At 66.5% G+C, this 22443-nt stretch carries 15 protein-coding genes; 6 read left to right on the forward strand and 9 right to left on the reverse strand.

Going from position 1 to position 22443, the window contains the following annotated elements; genetic code table 11:
• The first annotated feature begins 109 nt into the window (after nucleotides 1-109).
• The 3 genes from QE399_RS16435 (at nucleotide 110) to QE399_RS16445 (ending at nucleotide 4047) form a co-directional block, all read left to right on the forward strand.
• The gene (locus QE399_RS16435) at nucleotides 110-2509 is read left to right on the forward strand and encodes a catalase (protein WP_309830346.1); all 2400 of its coding nucleotides are present in this window, start codon (nucleotides 110-112) and stop codon (nucleotides 2507-2509) included.
• A gap of 274 nt (nucleotides 2510-2783) precedes the next feature.
• Complete coding sequence (gene gntA, locus QE399_RS16440; protein ID WP_309830348.1) at nucleotides 2784-3437, forward strand: guanitoxin biosynthesis heme-dependent pre-guanitoxin N-hydroxylase GntA; 654 nt, start codon at nucleotides 2784-2786, stop codon at nucleotides 3435-3437.
• Nucleotides 3430-4047: a DUF1989 domain-containing protein gene (locus QE399_RS16445; protein WP_309830350.1), complete on the forward strand. Its 618-nt coding sequence runs from the start codon at nucleotides 3430-3432 to the stop codon at nucleotides 4045-4047. Before gntA ends, QE399_RS16445 begins: the two co-directional genes overlap by 8 nt.
• Nucleotides 4048-4089: 42 nt before the next feature.
• Here the strand turns inward: QE399_RS16445 and QE399_RS16450 are convergent, their stop codons facing one another.
• Both QE399_RS16450 and QE399_RS16455 read right to left on the reverse strand, forming a co-directional pair.
• A complete protein-coding gene (locus tag QE399_RS16450) occupies nucleotides 4090-4431 on the reverse strand; it encodes a hypothetical protein (protein WP_309830352.1) in 342 nt (113 codons plus the stop codon).
• A 75-nt stretch (nucleotides 4432-4506) separates the two neighbouring features.
• A complete protein-coding gene (locus tag QE399_RS16455) occupies nucleotides 4507-4956 on the reverse strand; it encodes a response regulator (protein WP_309830354.1) in 450 nt (149 codons plus the stop codon).
• Between the two features lie 202 nt (nucleotides 4957-5158).
• On the opposite strand from QE399_RS16455, the gene QE399_RS16460 reads away from it, so the two are divergent.
• The gene (locus QE399_RS16460) at nucleotides 5159-5386 is read left to right on the forward strand and encodes a hypothetical protein (protein ID WP_309830356.1); all 228 of its coding nucleotides are present in this window, start codon (nucleotides 5159-5161) and stop codon (nucleotides 5384-5386) included.
• Between the two features lie 29 nt (nucleotides 5387-5415).
• On the opposite strand, the gene QE399_RS16465 is transcribed toward QE399_RS16460, so the two are convergent.
• Nucleotides 5416-6294 (reverse strand): glucose 1-dehydrogenase, encoded by an 879-nt coding sequence (locus tag QE399_RS16465; protein WP_309830357.1) that lies wholly within the window; start codon nucleotides 6292-6294, stop codon nucleotides 5416-5418.
• Between the two features lie 269 nt (nucleotides 6295-6563).
• Between QE399_RS16465 and QE399_RS16470 the strand changes: the two genes are divergently transcribed.
• A complete protein-coding gene (locus QE399_RS16470) occupies nucleotides 6564-7346 on the forward strand; it encodes an OBAP family protein (protein WP_309830359.1) in 783 nt (260 codons plus the stop codon).
• 270 nt (nucleotides 7347-7616) lie between these two features.
• On the opposite strand, the gene glgA is transcribed toward QE399_RS16470, so the two are convergent.
• Genes glgA through glgB form a run of 6 tightly spaced genes read right to left on the reverse strand, consistent with a single transcriptional unit; the run spans nucleotide 7617 to nucleotide 21290 of the window.
• On the reverse strand, nucleotides 7617-9077 hold the full coding sequence (glgA, locus tag QE399_RS16475; RefSeq protein WP_309830360.1) for a glycogen synthase GlgA: 1461 nt from the start codon (nucleotides 9075-9077) through the stop codon (nucleotides 7617-7619).
• Nucleotides 9074-14035, reverse strand: coding sequence for a malto-oligosyltrehalose synthase (treY, locus tag QE399_RS16480; protein ID WP_309830362.1), 4962 nt, complete (start codon nucleotides 14033-14035; stop codon nucleotides 9074-9076). Before treY ends, glgA begins: the two co-directional genes overlap by 4 nt.
• A gap of 19 nt (nucleotides 14036-14054) precedes the next feature.
• The gene (treZ, locus tag QE399_RS16485; RefSeq protein WP_309830363.1) at nucleotides 14055-15884 is read right to left on the reverse strand and encodes a malto-oligosyltrehalose trehalohydrolase; all 1830 of its coding nucleotides are present in this window, start codon (nucleotides 15882-15884) and stop codon (nucleotides 14055-14057) included.
• Nucleotides 15881-18070, reverse strand: a complete 2190-nt coding sequence (gene glgX / locus QE399_RS16490) for a glycogen debranching protein GlgX (protein WP_309830365.1) — start codon at nucleotides 18068-18070, stop codon at nucleotides 15881-15883. The genes treZ and glgX overlap by 4 nt, the downstream gene beginning before the upstream one ends.
• Complete coding sequence (locus tag QE399_RS16495; RefSeq protein WP_309830367.1) at nucleotides 18067-19383, reverse strand: glucose-1-phosphate adenylyltransferase; 1317 nt, start codon at nucleotides 19381-19383, stop codon at nucleotides 18067-18069. The genes glgX and QE399_RS16495 overlap by 4 nt, the downstream gene beginning before the upstream one ends.
• Nucleotides 19384-19403: 20 nt before the next feature.
• Nucleotides 19404-21290: a 1,4-alpha-glucan branching protein GlgB gene (gene glgB, locus QE399_RS16500; protein WP_309830369.1), complete on the reverse strand. Its 1887-nt coding sequence runs from the start codon at nucleotides 21288-21290 to the stop codon at nucleotides 19404-19406.
• Nucleotides 21291-21596: 306 nt separating this feature from the next.
• Here glgB and QE399_RS16505 point away from each other — a divergent pair, with 306 nt between their 5' ends.
• Nucleotides 21597-22433, forward strand: coding sequence for an STAS domain-containing protein (locus QE399_RS16505; protein WP_309830370.1), 837 nt, complete (start codon nucleotides 21597-21599; stop codon nucleotides 22431-22433).
• Nucleotides 22434-22443 lie beyond the last annotated feature (10 nt).

Genomic DNA, 22443 nt, shown 5'->3' on the forward strand with positions numbered 1-22443 from the left:
ACAAGGCGCGGCGATGCGAACGCGCCCGTCCCATTGCGGGGCAACTTCCTACACAGCGCCATCCGCGCGGCCTGCAGCGTGGCGGCTCCACGACCCAGGAGTACATCGCATGAACAAGAAGACCAACGCGCACGACGCCGTCGCCGCGCAGGCCGCGGCCCGCAATACCGACAGCGGCCCCGGTCAGCCGGCCCCTGTGGAGGTCGATGACCTCGCCGCCACCAAGATGTCGGAAACACAGGAGCTGGCAGCCGCCATGCCCTACAACAGCACCAAGGCGCTGGAGCACGGCACCGAGAACGGCTTGGCGACCAACCCCGGCATCACGGCAACGCCCGCATCGCGCCTGCCCACGGCCAGCACCCTCAGCGAGGCCGAGGCCAACAGCAAGACCGGCGGCCCCGCGCTGGAAGGAGTGAACAACACCATCGACGCGCTGGAACGGGTGCGGGTGGATTCGTCGGGCCGCGTGCTGACGACCAACCAGGGGGTGCCGATTGCCGACAACCAGAATTCGCTCAAGGCCGGCCCGCGCGGCCCGGTGCTGTTGGAAGACTTCATCCTGCGCGAAAAGATCACGCACTTCGACCACGAGCGCATTCCCGAACGCATCGTGCATGCCCGCGGCTCCGGTGCGCATGGCATCTTCGAATGCACCGACTCGCTGGCCGACCTGACCCGAGCGGCGCCGTTGCAGCAGGTGGGCAAGGTCACCCCGGTATTCGTGCGGTTCTCCACCGTGCAGGGCGAACGCGGCTCCAAGGACACGGCCCGTGACGTCCGCGGCTTCGCCGTGAAGTTCTACACCGACGAAGGCAACTGGGATCTGGTGGGCAACAACATGCCCGTGTTCTTCATCCAGGACGCGATGAAGTTCCCCGACCTGGTCCACGCCGTAAAGCCGGAGCCGCACCACCAGATGCCCCAGGCCGCCAGCGCGCATGACACCTTCTGGGACTTCGTGTCGCTCATGCCCGAATCCACGCACATGCTGATGTGGGTGATGTCGGACCGTGCCATCCCGCGCAGCTACGCCACCATGCAGGGTTTCGGGGTGCACACCTTCCGGCTGGTGAATGCGGCCGGCGAGTCGCACTTCGTCAAGTTCCACTGGCTGCCCGTGGCCGGCACGCATTCGCTGGTGTGGGACGAAGCCGTGAAGATTTCGGGCGCCGATCCGGACTTCCACCGCCGCGACCTCTGGGAGCGCATCGAGGCTGGCGCCTTCCCGCAGTACGACCTGGCGGTGCAGGTGTTCACCGAGGAGCAGGCCGAGTCCTTCAGCTTCGACATTCTGGATGCCACCAAGATCGTTCCCGAAGAAATGGTGCCGCTGCGCGTGGTAGGGCGGATGACCCTCAACCGCAACCCGGACAACTTCTTCGCCGAGACCGAGCAGGTGGCCTTCTGTGCCGCCCATGTGATTCCCGGCATCGACTTCACCAACGACCCCTTGCTGGCCGGCCGCATCCATTCCTACGTGGATACGCAGATATCGCGCCTGGGCGGGCCCAACTTCCACGAGATCCCGATCAACTCGCCGGTTGCGCCGGTGCACAACAACCAACGCGACGGCATGCACCGCCAGGCCATCCACCGTGGACGCGTCTCGTACGAGCCCAACTCGCTGGCAGGCGGCTGCCCGTTCCAGGCCGGGGCCGCGCAAGGCTTCATGTCGGTCGCCTCGCGCCAGGATGCCAAGGATCTGCAGCCCAAGGTGCGCGCCAAGCCCGAGAAGTTTGCCGACCACTACACCCAGGCCAAGCTGTTCTTCGACAGCCAGACCCCGGCCGAGCAGGCGCACATCATTGCGGCCTACCGCTTCGAGCTGAGCAAGGTCACCGTACCCGCGATCCGCGAGCGCATGGTGTCATCGCTGCGCAATGTGTCGGACACGCTGGCGCAGGCCGTGGCGGGCGATCTGGGCATGGACGTGCTGCCGCCGGCCATGCCGCTGGCCGCCAGCGAGGTGGCAGCGCCCGAGGTGACGCGCTCGGAGGCGCTGTCCCTGCTGGCTCGCCCGGGTGATGGCTCCATCGCCGGGCGCAAGGTCGCCATCCTCGTGGCCCCGGGCAGCGACGGAAAAGCGGCACGCAGCGTGCAGAAGGCCTTGCTGGAGCGGGGCGCCGTGGGCCGCCTGGTGGCCAGCCGCATCGGGCCGGTGGTACTGGCCGACGGCACGGCGGCGGATGCCGATGCCTCCACCGAGAACTCGCCCGGCTTCCTGTTCGATGGGCTCGTGGTGACCGGTGGCGACGGCGTGGCTGCGCTGCAGCGCGACGACCATGTGGGTGATTTCATCCGTGACCAGTACCGCCACTGCAAGCCCATCCTGGCCGTGGGCGCCGCGACGCAACTGCTGGACGCTGCGCTGCCACCGACGGCGCCAGGCGGCCCCGTGGCGGACCCGGCCCTGATCCGCAGCGAAGCAGGTGCCCCAGCCGATATCGACGCGTTCCTGATGGCGCTCAGCGCCCCGCGCGACTTCTCTCGCGAGGCGCGGCTGTAGCGCTTGGGCGGTGTCCGGCTCCGCCGGGCACCCAGCGCGTCATCCAACGGCCCTGCGGGGCCGTTTTTCGTGGGGGCCGCATCCGCGGATTTTTTGCCGAGGTTTGTAGTCCTGCGGCTTGCACAAGGCAGCGGGCCGCCTACAGGGCCTGCGCTCGCGCTCCCACGCAGACGCCGGCCAATAGGCCTAGGGCAAGGCCTCGCACAACCCTTAGCTTTGGTGCATGCACTGCACATCCATCCCCCTGTCCCATCCGCCCCTTGCGGCCCCCGACGTGGCGCAGCAACTGCGCGACTACATTGCCGACCGGGCGTTTCCCTGCGTGGGCGCCAAGTCCGCCCTGAACAAGGGCCGTCTGGACGTACGCCAGTTCGGCGCGCTGGGCGATGCCGCGCATACACAGGCTTTGCATGACGCGGTCGTTGCGTACGGCCGCCAGTATCCCGAGCCGGGCGCCGTCCCCGTGACCTTCATCGCTGCGTTCGACAACGAACGGATGGACGAACGCACCTTCGAGCAACGCCTGTGGCAGCAACTGCAGCAACTGCATGACATCGACACCGCGCGGGGGACTGCATGGGCCACCGATGTGAGCGAGGACCCGACCCGCAGTGACTTTTCCTTCAGCGTGGGGGGGCGTGCGTACTTCATCGTCGGCCTGCATCCGGGGGCTTCGCGGATGGCCCGTCAGGCACCCGTGCCATGCCTGGTCTTCAACTTCCACGAGCAATTCGAGTTGCTCAAGCAGACCGGCAAGTACGCCACGATGCAGGACGCCATCCGCGCCCGCGACGTGGCCTTGCAGGGATCGATCAACCCGGTGCTGGCCCGGTTCGGAGAAGCATCGGAGGCCCGGCAGTACTCGGGGCGCGCTGTCGGAGCCGATTGGAAATGCCCGTTTCATTCGAAAGCCAAACAAGATGCATGACGTCAGCTGCGGCACCTGCCGCATTCCGCCGCAATCGGGAGTCGCCTTCCGCCTGAGGGCTAGCGAGGTGCTCCGGATCTACGATCCGCTGGGCGAGCAGGTGGCAGATCTCTTCGCCTTCAAGGACGGGGAGCATGCGTGCAGCCTGTCGTCGGGCCGAACCATCGACTACGCCTCCAAGATCTACCTGAGCAAGGGCGATGTGCTGTACTCGAACGACAGCCGGCCGATGTTCACCATCGTCGAAGACCTGGTAGGGCGGCACGATTTTCTGCTGACGCCCTGCAGCCAGGAGATGTTCGAAATCCTCTACCAGCACAAAGGGCACCACCCCAGCTGCTTCGAAAACCTCTACACGAACCTCGCAGAGTTCGGCATCCGCCCCGAGCAGATCGGCACCACGTTCAACGTCTTCATGAATGTGGAAGTGGGGCCGGACGGCGCTGTCGCGGTGAAGGCGCCGCGCTCACGGGCAGGCGACTACATCGAGCTGCGGGCCGAGATGAATCTGGTGTGCGGGCTTACCTCTTGCTCGGCAGAGAACTCCAACAACGGCAGCTTCAAACCGATCGACTACGAGATCATCACCCGCCCCTGCAGCGACCGTTAGAAAGCGGCACAAGGCGGTGGGCGGCAAAACGCCGCCTTGCTGTCAACCTTCAAGAGCGGCGGGCGGGGGCGCATACAAGCCGTGCACGTGTTCGGTCAGCACCTGGATCGCATTCAGGTACTGCTCCGCCGCATGCTGGTGGTTGCGCTGCCATTCGGCACATTCCTGGATGCGGTAGCCCAACGCCAGCGCCTTGGAAGGCAGGGCTGCGTCCGCGGCCTCGCCAGGGACATGGCGCCCGATGGCGGCCTGCAGCCGCTCCAGGTGCGCGCGCAAGGCCTCGTCATGTTGTTTCTGAGACCGCTCCATCTTGCCCAGCAGGTGGTCGAGGGTCAGCAGCGTCTCTTCCACGCTGGGAGCGTCACTGGGCGGGTAGGGCGTCATCGAAGTTCCTTGGAGCCGAGGCGGCGCAGAGGTTGGATGGACAGAGTGGCTTGAAGGTGCGGCGCAGCAGATGAATCACCTGCCCAGCACCACAGGCGGCCGGTGCGGTGCGTGCGCAGCGGCGACGCGTCCTGTCGGGGCCTGAACGGCATGGTGACCCGCAGCGCTGATGTCCATGCAGCGCTCGAAGAACGCATCCAGTTCGGTCGACTTGTCGAACACGGCGTCTGCGCCGAGTGCCACGCAGCGCTGGCGAATATCCGCCGTGGCGTAGTTGGTCAGGACAAAGATACGGCGGCCTTCCGGTTGTGGAGGGACCGCTGCCAACACATCAAGGCCTGAACCGTGGCGCAGGAACAGATCCAGCACGACCAAGTCCCAGTCGAAGCGGTCAAGGGCTGCCAAAGCCTCGTCGACATCTTCGGCGGTTGCGACCACGTCCATGCCGGCAAGCTCCTGGATGGCGGGTATGAGGTTCTGGCGGATGGTGGAGTTGTCCTCCACCAGGATGGCGATGGCTTTCATGGCAGGCAAGCGGCGCGGAAACCGCGTATTCGGGGATACACCGAGAGTGGGGGCGCTACCCACCGCACTTTGTAGGTAGCCATGCCGCCCCCTCGCCGGGGTGCATGCCGCAGACCCTTGCAACACGGGCCTGCCGTTCTATCATCCAAGACCCCGCACCTCTGCGGCTTCAGCCTTCTTCACTCTTTCGCACTGTCCGAGCATGCCGCTGGAATACCTGTCCGAACTGTCGTCACAGAAACTGCCGCTGAGGGTGCACGAACCCGCCGCCATCGACAAGTTGCGCGTGCTGCGCGCGGCCCATTTGGTGGTGGTGCGCATGCCGGAGGATGGGGCAGAGGAAGGCGCGGACGCCGAGGTGCTTGCCATCACGCCTGAGGGGCGTGCCGAACTTCGGCGGGCAGGCGGGCGCAGGGCTCCGCTGCTCTAGGGCGCCCCGCCGCACCGCCTGGAACGTTCTCAGATCAAGGGCACACCGCCGGTCACGGCGACGGTGGCGCCAGAGATGTAGCTGCCCCGGTCCGACGCGAGCAACACGAAGGCGGGCGCGACCTCACAGGGCTGGCCAGGCCGCTTCAGAGGAACCTGTTTGCCGAAACTGCGCGCGCTGTCGATATCGAGCGTCGAAGGAATCAGCGGCGTCCAGATGGGGCCCGGAGCGACGCAATTCACCCGGATGCCCTTGTCGGCGAGCAGCTGGGCCATGCCGCCGGTGAGGTTCTGTAGCGCCCCCTTGGTGGCAGCGTAAGCCACCAAGGTCTGGTTGGGCTTGTCGGCATTGATGGACACGGTGTTGATGATCGAGCCGCCCGGGGGCATCTGGCGCGCGGCGGCCTTGCTCAGGAAGAAGGTGGCGTACACATTGGTGCGGAAGGTGCGGTCGAATTCCTCGCCGCTGATCTCTTCCAGGCTGGCGTGAGACATCTGGTAGGCCGCGTTGTTGACCAGGATGTCGATCCCGCCCAGCTCCTGTACTGCGCGTTCGACGAGCGTCTCGCAATGGTGCTCCTCGCGGATGTCACCCGGCACGCCGATGGCTTTGCGACCCTCCGCTTTCACCAGATCCATGGTTTCCTGCGCATCCCGGGATTCTTCCTCCAAGTAGGAGATGAGCACGTCCGCACCTTCCCGGGCAAACGCGAGGGCGACCGCACGGCCGATGCCGCTGTCGCCGCCGGTGATGAGCGCCTTGCGGCCTTGCAACTGGCCGCTGCCCTGGTAGGACGTTTCGCCGTGGTCGGGCCGGGGGTCCATGTCGCCGGTATGGCCCGGCGGAGTCAGCGGTTGCTGGTGGCTGAAGGGGGGGCGCGGTCCTGCGCTGCGCGGATCGATGGGCATGGGAGAACTCCTCAAGTCAGTGGTCAAAAAAGGACAGGGCGGCTCGGTGGATCGGCCGGGCCGTTGCATCCCTTCCTGCAGGCTCGGGCTTCCACCTGGCCCCGTCGCGTAGGACTCGGTCCCACCTTGCAGGGAGGCCGGCAAGTCAGCCCCTGCAGCGGAGGTCGGGCACCGCAGGCCAACGCACGTCCCACGGCGCGGCGGGGCGCTGTCTGGCACCCCACCGCGCCCATGCGCGCGAGATTGAAGCTTCTTTTGTGGAGCTCTCCATGCGCATCACGATGGTCCCGGTACTGGTTGCAGCGGCATTGGCGGCAGGTTGCGGCGGGGACGACTCCGCTTCCCCCGTGGCATCGCCCGGGGCGCCCAAGGCCAAAGACACGCGGTTGCTGGAAGGCGGTGCCGCCGCGCTGCAGGACAAGCCGCCCGTGGAAGCGCTCAATGCCTACCTGAACGGGTTTCACTTCTACAGCGGTCAGATGCAAGGGCAGATGGAGGCCCATCACTACTGCGCGTTGCTCAACGAGGAAGTGATCCAGTGCGCCATCTACGACGGCAACGTCCACAACGCCAAGCTGATGGGGGTGGAATACATCATCAGCGCGCGCCTATTCAACAGCTTGCCTGCCGCAGAGAAGCCGCTGTGGCACAGCCATGTGCACGAGGTCAAGTCCGGCCAGCTCGTGGCTCCGGGCATTCCCCAGTTCGCCGAACAGGAGTTGATGAAGAAGCTCGTGGGCACGTACGGGAAGACCTGGCACACCTGGCACACCGACCAACATAAGGAGCTGCCGCTCGGCGTGCCCCAACTCATGATGGGCTTCACTGCCGATGGGCAAGCGGACCCGGCCATGGTGGCTGACAGAGACCGGCGCCTGGGCGTCGACAGCCAGGAAAGGCGAAAGAACCGCGAGACCATCGATGCACCGGCCGTCGCACCGGGGGCGGATGCGTGGCAGAAGGGCCGCGCCGTTCAGATCACCGACCCGACAGGGCAGCAGCATGTGTATGCCCACGGCGCGCGCCCGGCCGTGCCACCTGCCAGCCGTTGAAGCAGGGCATGGCGACCCGGAACCCTCTTTTGGAAAGGATGACCCCATGACCGAGCCTCTGACCTCAACGGATCCCGACGATACAACCCGTGCGGTTCCAGCATCTGGCAAACATGCGAAAGAGGGCGCGTCGAACCGCGAACCTGTGAAGGAGGCGACACTCGACTCGGTGGCGGGGGAAGAGGATCCCGGGGCCTCGCTCGACTTGGTCATGCCTCCTCCCCCGGGCTCAGCCGGCAGCCCAGGGAAGAAGGGTGGCTGAACGCGGCCTCAGGCCGACGCGGGCGCAGGCTGGCCGGACAGCGATGCGTACAGCGCGGCATAGGGGGATGCAGCGCGCTCCCAGCTGAAGTCCTGCTGCATGCACCGGCGCTGGAGGGCCTTCCAGAGCGAGGGTTGGCGCCACGCCGCCAGCACGCGGTCTGCCGTGGCATCGAAGGCCGCCTGCGAGGCGCTCCGCATCACGAAGCCGGTACCGGTCGCCAAGCGCGCATCCACATCCTGCACGGTGTCGGCGAGACCACCGGTGGCCGTCACCAGGGGCGGTGTGCCGTAGGCCTGGCTGTACATCTGGTTCAAGCCGCAAGGCTCGAAGCGTGACGGCATGAGGAAGCAATCGGCCCCTGCCTCAATGCGGTGGGCCATGGATTCGTCGAAGCGCAGCGACACATGCACCTGGCCGGGATGGCGGGCGGCAAGATCCACCAGGGCCTGTTCCAGCGCCGCATCACCGCGTCCCAGCACTGCCAGTTGAGCACCCTGTGCCAGCAACCGCCGCGCGCCCCCAAGTACCAAGTCCACACCCTTTTGCGAAGTCAGCCGACCCACGAGGCCAAACAGAGGGCCGGTGCTGGCCGACAGGCCACAGTCCTCGCGCAGCGCGGCGGTGTTGCGCGCCTTGGCATCGAGGTGGTCCGCGCCATACGGCGCAGCGAGGAAGGGGTCGGCAGCCGGGTTCCACACGGCCGTGTCGATGCCGTTGATGAAGCCGTGCAAATGTGCTGCCCGCGCGCGCAGCACGCCATCGAGCCCGAAGCCCAGGGCCGGCTGCTGGATCTCGCGGGCATAGGTCGGGCTGACGGTGGTGATCGCATCAGCGAACTGCAATCCGGCTTTGAGCATGGACAGTTCGCCCCAGAACTCGGCCCCTTCGATTCCGCGGTGCTCGGCCTGCACCTCCAGCCCATCGGCCGTGGCCATCGGGAACACCCCCTGGAACGCCAGGTTGTGGATGGTCATCACGCTGCGGGCCACCGTGGCGTCACCGGCCACGCGGCGCTGCCGCAAATACAGCGGTGCCAATCCACACGGCCAATCGTTGGCATGGACGATGTCGGCCTGCCAGCCGCACGGGCTGTCGGCCGAGCCGATGAGCGCCGCCGTGCGCGCCAGGAGAGCAAAGCGCAGCGCCTGCGCGTAGAGATCGCCTGCAGGATCGCCGTAAGGACTCTGCGCGCTGCCATACAGCGCGGGGCACGACAGCAGGAGCAGGTCCGGCGTCTGCGGGCGCTCGATGCGCAGCAGTTGGGCGGCGGGCCACGGGCCATGCGCAGGCAGAGCGACGATGTGCGACAAGGCACCGCCCAACGCCATGTCACCGTAGGCAGGCATCAGGATGGACACGTCACATCCCTTTGCCGCCAGGGCCTGGGGCAGTGCGGCACTGACATCGCCGAGGCCGCCGGTCTTCACCATGGGCGCGCATTCAGAGGTGACGAACAGGATTTTCATGCGGGATTCTCGGCAGGCGTCAGGACGGCGAACGGCAGGCGGCTGCCACCGGGCCCGATATCGCCAAGCACCGTGGCGAGTGTGATCGTGTCAGCGTTGGCGAGCGTTTGGCCGGTGCAGGCATCCTCCCACCGACCCGGCTTGCCCAGCGCAGGGTGCGCACTGGCTACCACGACCCGCGTGTCGCGCCATTGTCCTTCCTGCGCGGAGTTCCAGAGGGCCAGGAGCCGGCTGCACACCACCACCACCGCCGTACCGTCCAGGATGCGGGCGAAGGCAATCGCGTGGGCGGACGCGGGGCCTTCCACCACCAGGGGCAGATAGATGGCTTCTCGGAACAGGCTGGCGTAGCGGGCGCGCGTCTGCAGCAGCCGCCAGGTCGTGAGCTGCTTGGCGGCATCGGGCATGGCGGCGCTGCCGCCCAGCACACTGCGCCAGCGGGCTTCGTCCGGATAGCGGCCGCCGGCATACCAGGACTGCAGTTCCTGCAACCGGCCGGAAAGCGCGGCAAAGTCGACGGGGCGGCGGTTGTCGGGGTCCACGAGGGAGAAGTTCCACTGTTCACACCCTTGGTACACATCCGGCACGCCCGGCGCCATGAGCTTGAGTGCCACCTGGCACAGGCTGTTGCGAAAGCCGTAGGGAGCGATGCGGCGCACCCAGTCCTGCAGGATGCCGACGAACCGGTCCGTGGCCAAGGTCTTCTCGATGTACTGCGCCACTGCGGCCTCGTAGGCCTCGTGCGGAAAGAGCCAGTTGCTCTGGAGCTTGGCCTCGCGCATGGCCTTGACCATGTAGCGCTGGATGCGTCCACGCAGGTCCGGCAGGCTGGCCGCATCGGCGCCGTCCGCGGGCCAGATGCCCACCAGCGCCTGGAACAGAGCCCAGCGGTCCCGCGCGCTGGGGGCGGGGGCCTCGTCCACCACGCTCTCAAAGCGCTCGCCCGCTGCCTGCAGCGCCTGCACCGTCGCCTGCCACTCGCGCGGCATCTCGGACAGTACGTTCAGGCGGGCCCGCACGTCTTCCGAGCGCTTGCTGTCGTGGGTCGATGTGGCTAACAGACCATGGGGCGTGTAGCGCGAACGCTGCTGGTTCGCCTGGTGGAAGGCGGGCACCGACAGGCCGAAGCGCCGCGGCTCCGCGCCCACGTCATTGAGGGAGACGAGGCGAACGTAGCGGTAGAAGAGGGTGTCTTCCACCGCTTTGGCCATGACGGGCGCGGTGAACTGCTGCCAACGCCGCACGAAGCCGGAGCGAAGCGCCGGCTCCGGTCCGTCCTCCCCGAGGAGAACACCCTGCAGGTAGGCCAAAACACCTCCTTCGGACGTTCCCAGCTGCCTGCGGGCCGCGGCAATGGCCCATGCGATGTGCTGGCGATCCGTGTCGCTGGCCTCCGCCTGCCCGGGCAGCACATAGGTGCGGTAGACCGGGAACCGGGTGGCGACTTCGACCAACGCCACCCGCAGCTGGTTGCGCGTGAAGTCGCAGACCCGGCGGTCCGCGCGCGTGATCTTGGACAGCGTTTCCACCAACCAGTTGAGGTCGCTGTACAGGGCCGTCTCGATGATCAGCCGCTTGCAGGCACAGGCAGACTCTTCGAAATCGCTGCGGTCGCCGGTAAATCCTTCGTACACGGCATCAAAGGCCGCTTGGGCGTCGGTGTCGACGAACACGCCGTTGACCAGGGTGGCGAACCGGTAGCCCGTGCCGCCATGCACCCGCCAGTCGGGCGGCAGCGGTTCGTGCTCCGCCATGATCTTTTCAACGACCACGTAGAGCGCCTGGTCAGGCTGCCCCTGGGTCTGGCGCAGCCAGTGGTAGCGCTGCTGCAGGCGCTCGAAGTAGCGGGCCGGGTCTGCCAGGCCGTCCGGGTGGTCGATGCGCAGGCCCTGCACCTTGCCTTCCGCCAGCCACCGGAGGATCTGGGTATGCGCGGCATCGAACACGGCCGGCTCCTCCATGCGGATGGCGGCCAGGGCGTTCACATCGAAGAAACGCCGGTAGTTGATATCGTCGCCGGCCACCCGCCAATCGGCCAGCCGATAGGCTTGGCGCTGGAGAATGCGGTCCAGCAGGTCGAAGCTCGGGCCGTCGCCCGGGGTGCCGTTGATGTGTGCCAGGGCCGTGGCGATGCCATCGCGCACCCAGGGCAAGGCCGCAGCCAGGTCCCTCAGACGCTGCCGGAGCAGAGGCGCATCGCGCAGGCGCGCGGCGCGTGCCGTGGGGTCGTGGGCATCATGGGAGGGCAATTGGGCGAACGCGTCGACCAGCGAGTGCAATGCCGCTGCATCGTGGGCCTCGACGCCCGGCCCAGACACGGGCCACGGGGCGGCGGCCAACACATCGGCGTAGCAACGCGGGTCGAGAGGCAGTGCACGCTCCCAGTAGGTCAGCTGGAAGCGGCCGGTCTCGCCGTCGAAGCGAACCTGCAACTCGCCCGCCTCCAGCACCTTGCCATAGTGGTCTCCCAGCACAGGCAGCAGCACGCGGCCGCGGGTCTGCGGGTTGGAAGGCCACCACTCGATGTCGAAGGTGCTGGCGTGTGCCGATGCCTGGCCGTGCTCCAGAACATCCTGCCACCAGAGGTTTCCGGGGTCTTCCACCCCCATATGGTTGGGCACCGTGTCCAGCACATGTCCCATCCCCCTGGCGGCCAGTGCCGCGCACAGGGCCGCATGGTCCGCATCGGTGCCGATCTCGGGATTCACCTGCGACGGGTCGGTCACGTCGTAGCCGTGCGTACTGCCCTTGGAAGCCTTCAGATAGGGCGAGGTGTAGAGGTGGCTGATGCCGAGCGCTTCGAGGTAGGGGACCGTTTCCTGCGCCTGTGCAAAGGTGAAGCCCGCGTGCAACTGAACACGGTAGGTGGCACGCGGCACATCGGCAGTGCCGAGAGCAGGCAATGCCGACTCGGTCTGCGGCAGCCCGCCGCGCTCGGCACGCACCGCCGCAGTGATGGCGGCGAAGAACGGCTGGGAAGCCAGCGCCTCTAGCGGAACACCCATGCGGCGGCGCCAGTTGGGATGGCGCTCCTCGGTGGTGCCCGGCACGTTGGGCTGCTCGCGTTGCCCCGTCAGATCCTCCAGCTGGACGCCCACCAGCAGGCAGGGCGTGCGGGCCAGCAGTGCATGCACGGCAGCGGCCAGCGACGGGGTCATCTCGGGAGCGGATTGCGCATCCAGCGTCACGCCGTCGGGCAGCAGATCTTCGGCCTGCAAAGCTGCCAGCAGGCGGGTACGGTCCTGGGCGCGGGCCAGCTGAGCGTTGACCTGGGCGTCCGTGTCGAGCCAGCCGAGCGCCTGCTGCACGGCGACGTCGTCTGCCGCCCAGAAGCCCGCCAGCGTGGGCAGGTCATGGGTGCTGACGACGGCGAGGGCCTGGGCAGGCCACTGCGAGGGAGGGCGGAAACCGCCCTGGTCGAGCCGTTCGAAGATCAGCGGCTTGTACGACAGCAGCGCGTGGCTCGCCATGGCTTCGCGCATGCGCGGGACCACGTTACCCAGGTCTTCACCGATGACCATGCACCGGTGGCGATGGCTTTCGATTGCCAGCACGGCGAGCAACGCATCCATCGGGTAGCTGACGTAGGTGCCGCCGTCCGGGCTGGTCCAGAACAGGCGCATGAGCGCCATGACATGGTCCATTCGCAACGCACCGGCAGGCCGCATCGTGGCCTCCAGCAGCTGACGGAAGGGCCGGAAGCCGGCATCCGCAAGCGCCACAGGGTTGACCGGCGGCAGGCCCCAGTCCTGCCCCTGCGCACTCAGCGGATCCGGCGGGGCGCCGACATTCATGCCGCGCGCATACAGATCAGGATGCGACCAGGTGTCGGTACCGCCATCGGCCGCACCCACAGCCAGGTCGCAGTACAAGCCGATGGGCATGAGTGCGCGGGCGCGGGCACTCACGCGCTGCAGCTGTTCGTGGGCGACCCACTGCAGCCAGAAACGGTAGGCTACGGCGTCTGCATGTTCCCGCGCGAAGGCTTCGACTGCGCTGGAGCGGACGTCCCGCAGCGCCTCGGGCCAGGCAGGCCAGCCCCAGATGGCCGGATCGCCCGCCTGCAGCACGGCCTGGATGGCCTCGTAGCGAGCGTGCAGGCCCAGGGTGGCAGCATGGGTGGTGCAGAAGGCGTCGAAAGCACGTCCGCGTTCGCCATCGCCCGTCCAAGCGGTGTCGCGAAAGGTCTGCCACAGCTGTGCCAGCGCCGCTTGTTTCAGGGCAGCCACGGCAGGGTAATCGACCGTGGCGCTCTGCCGCACGGCGTCCAGTCGTGCCAGAAAGTCGGCCGACTGGCACAGCGACTGGGTGCGGACGCACTGCAGGTATTCCGGCAAGGCTGTCACGTCGATGTGCAGCACATTCAGCGCCAGGCGGCTGGCAGGGCTGTAGGGGCTGGCGGCGTCGGGCCGGTCTGCGCGCAATGCATGCAGCGGACTCACGCCTACGAAAGCCGCACCCTGGGCAGCGGCCAGACGCACGCACTGCAGCAGGTCCGAAAAGTCCCCGATGCCCCAGCTGCGTTCCGAACGCAGCGCATACATCTGCGCGGCGATGCCCCACCACCGTTCCCCCTGCTGCAGGCCCTCGGGAAGCCAGCATTGCTCTGGCGCGGCGAGAACCCAGAGGGCATCGTCCCCGCAGTGCAGCCGGTAGTAGCCTGCGGGAATATCCGCGGTCCAGAGGGCGGAATCCCCCTGGCCTTGCGCGACAGCGGGCGCGTCCGGGCGGTCCGCATCCCGTAGCTGCCACGCTCCAGCGGCGGGCAGTTGGATGGATTGCGCTTCACCCGCCCGCACCACGGCGAACGAACATTGCGCCGCATCGTCGTGCGGCCCCATGGCGTCCAAGGCACGCTGCAACACAGCGGTAGGTACCTGGACGGGGTGTCCCCAGAAGCCCGTGTATTCGGTCGCGATGCCCGCGCGCGCGGCGCGCTGCAGCAGTTCTTGCGTCATCTCTTGTGTCCGTTCGGAATCAATGCGCTGCCGGCGTGCAGATCCAGCGTGCAGACCAGGGGCCCCAGGCGGCAGAGCCGCTTTCACCATCATCAAGCCACCTGTGCTGGAACAGCAGTTCACCTGCGGGGCGGGGCGGTACATCTTCCACGGGATCCGGTCCGAGGTTGGCTTCCAGCCAGCACGCGCTCCCGTCGGCATAGGCCCATTGCACTCTCAGGCCGCGCTCGCCGATGCGTTCGCTGGTGTGACGGCCGGTGGCCAGCAGGCCGCTGCGAGGCACGAACCACTGCCGCCGGGCCTCCAGCGCCTGGCGCACCAGGTCGCTGCGCTGCCGGGCGGGCACCAGTTCGGACTGCACCCAGTCCAGCCGGCTGGCCTCCACGGTGTCCGCGTTGCAGGGATCGGGCAGCGTTCTTCCTTCCGGGACGGCATGGCTGAACTCACGCATACGGCCGGCACGCACGGCCTCGCGCAATTCGCCCTCCCAGTCGGCAAAGTACAGAAAGGGGGTGGTGGCACCGAACTCGTCCCCCATGAACACCATGGGTGTCGCCGGCGTCAGCAGGGACAGCAGCAGGGCGAGCTCGACGGCCTCGGTCGGTGCCAGCGCCGCCAGGCGATCGCCGAAGGCTCGGTTGCCGATCTGGTCGTGGTTTCCGATGAACTGCAGCAGCGCCGGCAGCGGTACCGCCGGGACGGCGCCGGACGGGGTGACCCCTTCGGGAAACGCAAAGCCCTCCGTCAGCACGCGGGCCAGCAGATCCATGGGGTGGCTGGCAAACCGCCCGTAATAGGTGTGCGACTCCCCGGTCAGCAGCACGTGCACTGCATGGTGAAAGTCATCGTTCCACTGTCCGTCGTAGCGTCCTGCCACCGCGGTGCCCTGCAGCCAGCTCGCCTGGTTTTTCTCGTTCTCCAGCACCAGGTGGACCTCTCTGCCCTCGGACTGCGCAAGCGCGCGCACCCGTTGGCTGATGTCCTGCAGGATGTGCGCAGGGCCGTCGTCAAGGATGGCATGCACGGCGTCCAGACGCAGGCCGTCCACCCGAAACTCCTCGATCCAGTACAGCGCGTTGTGGATGAAGAACTCGCGCACGACCTCACTACCGTCTTGGTCGAAGTTGATCGCACGCCCCCACGGGCTTTCATGGGTGGATGAGAAGAATTGCGGGGCGTAGAGCGGCAGGTAGTTGCCGTCCGGGCCGAAGTGGTTGTAGACCACGTCCACGAACACGCACAGGCCCAGCGCGTGCGCGGCGTCCACGAAATACTTGAGGTCGTCGGGTGTCCCGTAGGAAGGATGCGGGGCGAAGGGCAGCACGCCGTCGTATCCCCAGCCCCAATCCCCACTAAAGGTCGCCAGGGGCATGAGTTCGACGGCCGTGAAGCCCAGAGCCGCCAGCCGGGGAAGATGCACCTGGGCCGCCGCGAAGGTGCCCTCCGGGGTGAAGGTGCCGACATGCAATTCGTAGAACACCAGGTCCTGCCATGGGTGTCCCTTCCAGCCCGCAGTGCGCCACGAATAGGCGAGCGGGTCGGTGAGAACGCACCATTGGTGGGGGCCTTGCGGGGCGTGCCGTGCGGCCGGATCGGGAACGACCTGGCCGCCGTCGATCTGCCACCGGTAACGGGTAGAGGCGTCGGCGCCCGGCACATGGGCATGCCACCAGCCGCCGTCGCCTCTTGTGGCCGGCTGTGGCGGCACTTCAGCCGCCCCGGTCTGGCACTGGAGTGCCACATCTTTCGCAGCAGGGGCCCACAGGCGGAAGTCGGCACCTCCGTCGGGATGCAGGCGCGCACCGAAAGGCATCTCGTGCGCGCCGCGCTCCCCGTTTCGGTCGGTCATGCCTCGGCCTGATCGGAAGGACGCGCAGGTGCCGTGAAGACCGCCAGGGAGTGGGGCAGGAGGCTGTACTGCTCGCCTTCCTGTACCGACGGCCCATCGCCCGCGTCCATCACCTGTTCATCGCGGGTGTCGACGCGCAGCGCCCAGCGGCGTCCCGAGTCGTCCGCGGGCAGGGTGAACGTGGCTTCTTCGCCCGAAGCGTTGAAAAGCATCAGCACCGAATCCTGCGATGCCATGCGGCTCTCCATGACCGCCGCAATGCAGCGCACCGACGGGTCATCCCATTCGGCGGGCGTCATCCCCAGCCCCCAGACGCTGTGCCATTCGACCGTCACGCAAGGCGGTGTTCCCGCTGCGTGGTGCGGCCACTCCCTCAGCCGCACGACCGGCAACTGCCGCCGCAGTGCGATCAGCGCGCTGGTGAAGGCCTGGAGGCCGCTGTACTGCTGGGCACGATCCCAATCGAACCAGGACAGAGGGCCATCCTGGCAATAGCCGTTGTTGTTGCCCTGCTGGGTCCGACCGAGTTCGTCGCCCCCGAGCAGGAGCGGCGTGCCGTGCGAAAGAAACAGAGTGGTCAGCAGGTTGCGCTGCTGACGGCCGCGCAGAGCCAATACCTCCGCATCGTCAGTCTCGCCTTCGGCGCCGCAATTCCACGAACGGTTGTGGCTCTCGCCGTCGCGGCTGTCTTCTCCGTTGGCCTCGTTGTGCTTCTCGTTGTAGCTGACCAGGTCCGCCAGGGTGAAGCCGTCATGGACCGTCACCAGGTTCACACTCGCGGTGGGTCGGCGGCGGCGCGCCTCGAACAGGTCCGCGGAGCCGCACAGGCTGGCCGCAAAGCCGGGCAAAGAGCCGTCGGCATTGGCCCAGTAGTCGCGTACGGCATCGCGGTAGCGGCCGTTCCACTCCATCCAGCCCGTGGGAAAGCCGCCGAGCTGGTAGCCGTAGGGCCCGAGATCCCAGGGCTCCGCGATGAGTTTCACCCGCGACAATACCGGGTCCTGCCCGATGGCGGTGAAGAAGGGAGCACGCCAAGTGTAGTCGCCGGCGGCGTCGCGGCCGAGGGCGCTGGCGAGGTCAAACCGGAAGCCGTCCACGTGCATTTCCTCGACCCAGTAACGCAGGCTGTCGAGCACCAGGCGCAGGGCCGGTGGGCTGCTGCTGTCCACCGTATTCCCGGTGCCCGTGAAGTCCACGCAGAAACGACCGTCCTCGGCCTGCCGGTAGTAGGCGGAATGATCGATCCCCTTGAGACTGAGCGTGGGGCCCAGGTGGTTGCCTTCGCCCGTGTGGTTGTAGACCACGTCCAGAATCACCTCCAGACCGGCAGCGTGCAGGGCCTTGACCATGGCCTTGAATTCGTCCACGCCGCCGTCCAGCGCGCGCGCGGTGTCGGTGGCATAGCGCGGCTCGGGCGCGAAGAACGCGATGGTGTTGTAGCCCCAGTAGTTGGACAGGCCCAGCTCCACCAGGCGTTGGTCGTCGATGAAGGCCTGGACGGGCAGCAGTTCGATGCTCGTCACGCCCAGTTGCTTGAGGTGGGCGATCGCCGCAGGGTGGGCCAGCCCGGCGTAGGTGCCGCGCAAAGGGACGGGCACCTCCTGCAGCGTCTGGGTGAAGCCCTTCAGATGCACTTCGTAGAACACCGTGTCCTCATCGGCAATGCGCGGCGGGCGGTCGTCACCCCAGTCGAAACGCGAGCGGATCACCCGGCCCTTGGGTGCCGTGGAGCCGTTGTCCTCGGTGCTGGGCAGCAGGTCCTCCTCGGGCTGACCCAGCACGTAGCCGAATTGGTCTGCCGCACCCTGCACGCGGCCGGCCAGGGCCTTGCAGTACGGGTCCATCAGCAGGAGCGCCGGATTGCAGCGATGGCCTTGCTCGGGCTCGTAAGGCCCGTGGACCCGCAGCCCGTAGCGCTGGCCCGGCTTCAGACTATGGACGAATCCGTGCCAGACATCGTCGGTCAGGCCAGGCAATTCGATACGCTCCGTCTCGCGGCCATCTTCGGCGAAGAGGCAGACTTCGACCTTGTCGGCGATACGGGAGTAGATGGCGAAGTTCACGCCATGCCGGCTGGCGGACGCACCGAGCGGTGCAGGCTCGCCCCGCTCGACCCGGTGACGCGTGGCGCGCGACCGCTTGACCGTAGCCGTCAGGGTGCCGGCAGCAGGCGTCACGGGCCTCATGCTGCAGCCTTGAAGTTGCCGCTCACCGGCGCCTGGTAGCCGGCAGCGCCTGCGGGACGCAGACGGCCCACGTTCCCACGGCCCTCATCGCTGGCCTGGCGTGCCGGGAAGAACTGGCGCGGCACGACGACGATGCCGCTGGGGGTCACGTGAAAGCGCTTGCGGTCAGCCTCCAGATCGAACCCGATGCGTTCGTGGGCCGGAATGTCGTTGTCCTGGTCGATGATGGCCCGGCGCACCTGGGCCCCGGTGCCGATGCGGGAGCGCTCCATCACGATGCAATGATTGAGGTACGCATCGCGCTCCACTAGCACCGAGCGCCGCAGCATGGCGTGGTCGAGCGTGGCGCCGTCGACGATGCTGCCGGAGCCCACTACCGAACGGTGCAGCACGCCGTTTTCGATCTGGGCAGACTCCGCCTGGTCCGGGCTGGCGTAGATGGGCCACTGGCGGTTGGTCATGCGAAAGCGCGGGGTGGCGCCCAGGGTGTCGAAGTGCGCATCGAAGTACGCATCGATCGTGCCGACGTCGCGCCAGTAGGCGTGTTCCTCATACGCCTCGGTACCGGGGATGTGGTTGGTGTTGAAGTCGTAGGCCATGAGGCGGTGGGACTGCAGCATGGTCGGCAGGATGTCACGCCCGAAGTCGGAGTGGCCGGTGGCATGCGCCTTCTTGAGCGCGTCCAGCAGCACATCGGCATTGAAGAGGTAGTTGCCCATCGAGGCCAGGGCGTGCGTGCTGCTGCCGGGCATGGGCGACGTGGTGGCAGGCTTCTCGACGAACTGGGCGATGCGGTGCTGAGCGTCCACCTCGACGATGCCGAACTGGTTGCACTGCGACAGCGGAACGGGCAGGGTGGCGACGCTGACATGCGCGTTGCTGGCCGTGTGGAAGTCGATCATCTGGCGCACATCCATGCGGTAGATGTGGTCGGCCCCGAACACGGCCACGATGTCCGGCTGGAAGTTCTCGATGAGGTGGATGTTCTGGTACACCGAGTCCGCCGTTCCCTGGAACCATTCGGGGCCATTGCGCATTTGCGGCGGAACCACAGTGACGAAGTGCTGCGGGATGAAGCGTGTCATCGTCCACGACTGGCGGATGTGCTCGATGAGCGACTGCGATTTGTACTGCACCAGCAGGTAGATGGAGTAGATCTCCGAGTTGACCAGATTGGACAGGACGAAGTCGACGATGCGGTGCTTGCCGTTGAAGGGGACGGCGGGCTTGCAGCGTTCTGCGGTCAGGGGATGCAGGCGTGACCCTTCACCGCCAGCCATAACGATAGCCAGGACATTGCGTGTGCGTGACATGGGGAGCTCCAGGAAAAGGGTCATGCCCCCAGGGGGCGGGTTGAGAAATAGAGGCTGGACAAAGGGGGCACGGTGATCTGCAGGCTGGCCGGCTGGCCTCCGAATGCATCGGGCGTCGCCTCTCCGCCGCCGCAGTTGCCTACGCCACTGCCGCCGTAGGGCTGCGCATCGCTGTTCAGTACTTCGTGCCAGAAGCCGGAGTGCGGGACGCCGATGCGCACGCCCGCATGCGGGGTGGGCGTCATGTTGTGAACGGCCAGCACCGACTCTCCGTCCGGCGCACGGCGCAGCAGGGCAATCACCGTGCTGTGGTGCGGCTCGACCACGGCCCAGGAAAAGCTGGCGGGATCGAAGTCGCTGGCGTGGAGTGCGGGCAAGGCCCGGTATGCGCGGTTGAGGTCAGCCACCCATCGCGCCAGGCCGCTGTGGCGGGCGTGGGCCCACAGGTGCCAATCCAGCGTGCGCTCGTGGTGCCACTCTTCGATCTGGCCGAACTCGCCGCCCATGAAGAGCAGCTTCTTCCCCGGGTGCGACCACATGTAGCCATAGAGCGTGCGAAGTCCCGCAAAACGCTGCCAGTCATCGCCCGGCTGGCGCATCAGCAAGCTGTGCTTGCCGTAGACCACCTCGTCGTGGGACAGCGCGAGCACGAAGTTCTCGTCGAACGCGTAAACACCGGAGAAGCGGATATCGCCCTCATGCCAGTGGCGGTGCACAGGGGCACGCTGCGTGTACCGCAGGGTGTCGTTCATCCAACCCATGTTCCACTTCATGCCGAAGCCCAGACCGCCGGCATAGGTCGGGCGCGAGACACCCTCCCAGGCGGTGGACTCTTCCGCGATCATGTGGACGTCCGGGAACGCGCCATAGACGGCGCTGTTGAGGTCCTGCAGGAACTGCACGGCCTCCCAGTTCTGATGCCCGCCCTGCGCATTGGGGACCCACTCACCGGGGTTGCGCGCGAAATCGAGGTACAGCATCGACGACACGGCATCCACGCGAAGGCCATCGAAGTGGTACTTCTCCAGCCAGAACAGCGCGCTGCTGATCAGGAAATCGCGGACCTCATAGCGACCGTAGTTGAAGATCAGGCTGTTCCACTGGGGATGAAAGCCTTTGCGCGGATCCTCGTGCTCATACAGCGCCGTGCCATCGAAGCGGGCGAGGGCGTGGGCATCCGCTGGAAAGTGCGAGCCCACCCAGTCCAGGATCACGCCGATGCCGTGCTGGTGCAACGTGTCGACAAGCGCCATGAGATCCTGGGGGTTCCCGTAGCGCGCGGTAGGTGCGAAATAGCCGGTGGTCTGGTAACCCCACGATCCGTAGAACGGATGCTCGGAAATGGGCATCAGTTCCACATGGGTGAACCCCATGGCCTGGCAATGCGCGGCAAGCCGGTGCGCGATGTCGCGGTAGTTCAGGTAACGGCCGTCCTCCTGGCGTTGCCACGATCCCAGGTGCACCTCGTAGACCGACATGGGCGCGTCCATGGCCTGGCGCTGCGCGCGGGAGGCCATCCACTCGCGGTCACCCCATTCATGGTCCAGACGCCAGATCTGGGACGCGGTTCCCGGCAAGGCCTCCGCCCGAAATGCGTAGGGGTCGGCCTTGTCCTGCGATTGACCTTGCGCGTCCTGTACCCGGAACTTGTACAGATCGCCCGCGCGAGCAGCATCGCTCACACCGCGCCAAATGCCGGTTCCATCCGGATCGATGTGAAGCGGCTCAGGTGTCCAGCCATTGAAGCTGCCGATAAGCGACACGCTTCGGGCATTCGGGGCCCAGACACCGAAATGCACGCCGTCCTGACGGACATGGGCACCCAGGTTGTCGTACTGACGGTGGTGCCACGTAATGGACTGCGCCCGCAAAGCAGGGGCACTGGTGGACGTAATCGGGGTGGGCATGGAACGGGCTTCTTTAAAGAAGCCATGCTCTGTTGCACTGCAACAAGGCATTGCAGGAAATGCGTCTGACGCCGCGTAGGCGGGGGCCTACGGTATCCACCGCCCTGGCTCGTTGGGGCGCAAGAGAGCCAAAAACGTCAGAGAGGGACTGCTAAGCCGCGTAAGACTATTCCCACGCCGAAACTCGTCCAGACCGGGCAGAATTTACATGTGTAAATATTCTTTAACGAGTTGTCCTTCCGTTTGCCGACCAGCTTGGTTGGCACCGCAGTCCGCGGGGAGGAGACCTCATTCACCATCACATTTATGAGCAGCCTCATTCATCAGGCCTTGCAGCAAGAAGCAGACGGTCTGATCCAGGCCTGGATGGAGCAGGCCCGCATCGCGAGCCCCAACTTGGCCAAATCCGCCTCTAGGGAGGCAGGCGAACTGCTCGACGGCGTGCGGCAGGCCTTGGCTGCAGGGGCGGACCCCACGCAGTTTTCCTCCCAGGCCTGGGCGTCGCCCCGGCAGATGCTGGAGGAACTGTCGCGGTCCCGCGCTGCACAGGGCCACAGCGCAGGCGATACCAGCAATTTCATCCTGTCGCTCAAACGACCCCTGTTCGCACATGTCCAGAGCAAGCCGGCAGCGGACACCTCTGCCACCATCGATGCGATCTGGGCCGCGACCTTGCTGGTGGATAGCATGGCCCAGCATACCGTCACGACCTTCCAGCGGGCACGGGAGGAAATCATCGTCCGCCAGCAGGAAGAGCTCCTGGAACTGTCTACGCCTGTCGTCAAGTTGTGGGACGGCATCCTGGCCGTTCCCATGATCGGCACGCTCGATAGCAACCGAACTCAGGTGGTGATGGAAACCCTGCTGCAAAAGATCGTTGAAACCGAGTCCGAACTCGCGATCATCGACATCACGGGCGTGCCGACGGTGGACACCCTGGTTGCGCAGCATCTGTTGAAGACGGTGACGGCCATCCGCCTCATGGGAGCAGACTGCATCATCAGCGGCATCCGGCCGCAGATCGCTCAAACGATCGTGCATCTGGGCATCGATCTGAAGGACATCAGCACTAAGGCCACCTTGGCCGACGCCCTCGCACTGGCACTGCAGAAAACCGGCTGGGGCGTCAGCCTGCGCGTTTGAGGTACCAACG

It is taken from the genome of Paracidovorax wautersii, from assembly GCF_031453675.1.
Lineage (GTDB): Bacteria > Pseudomonadota > Gammaproteobacteria > Burkholderiales > Burkholderiaceae_C > Paracidovorax.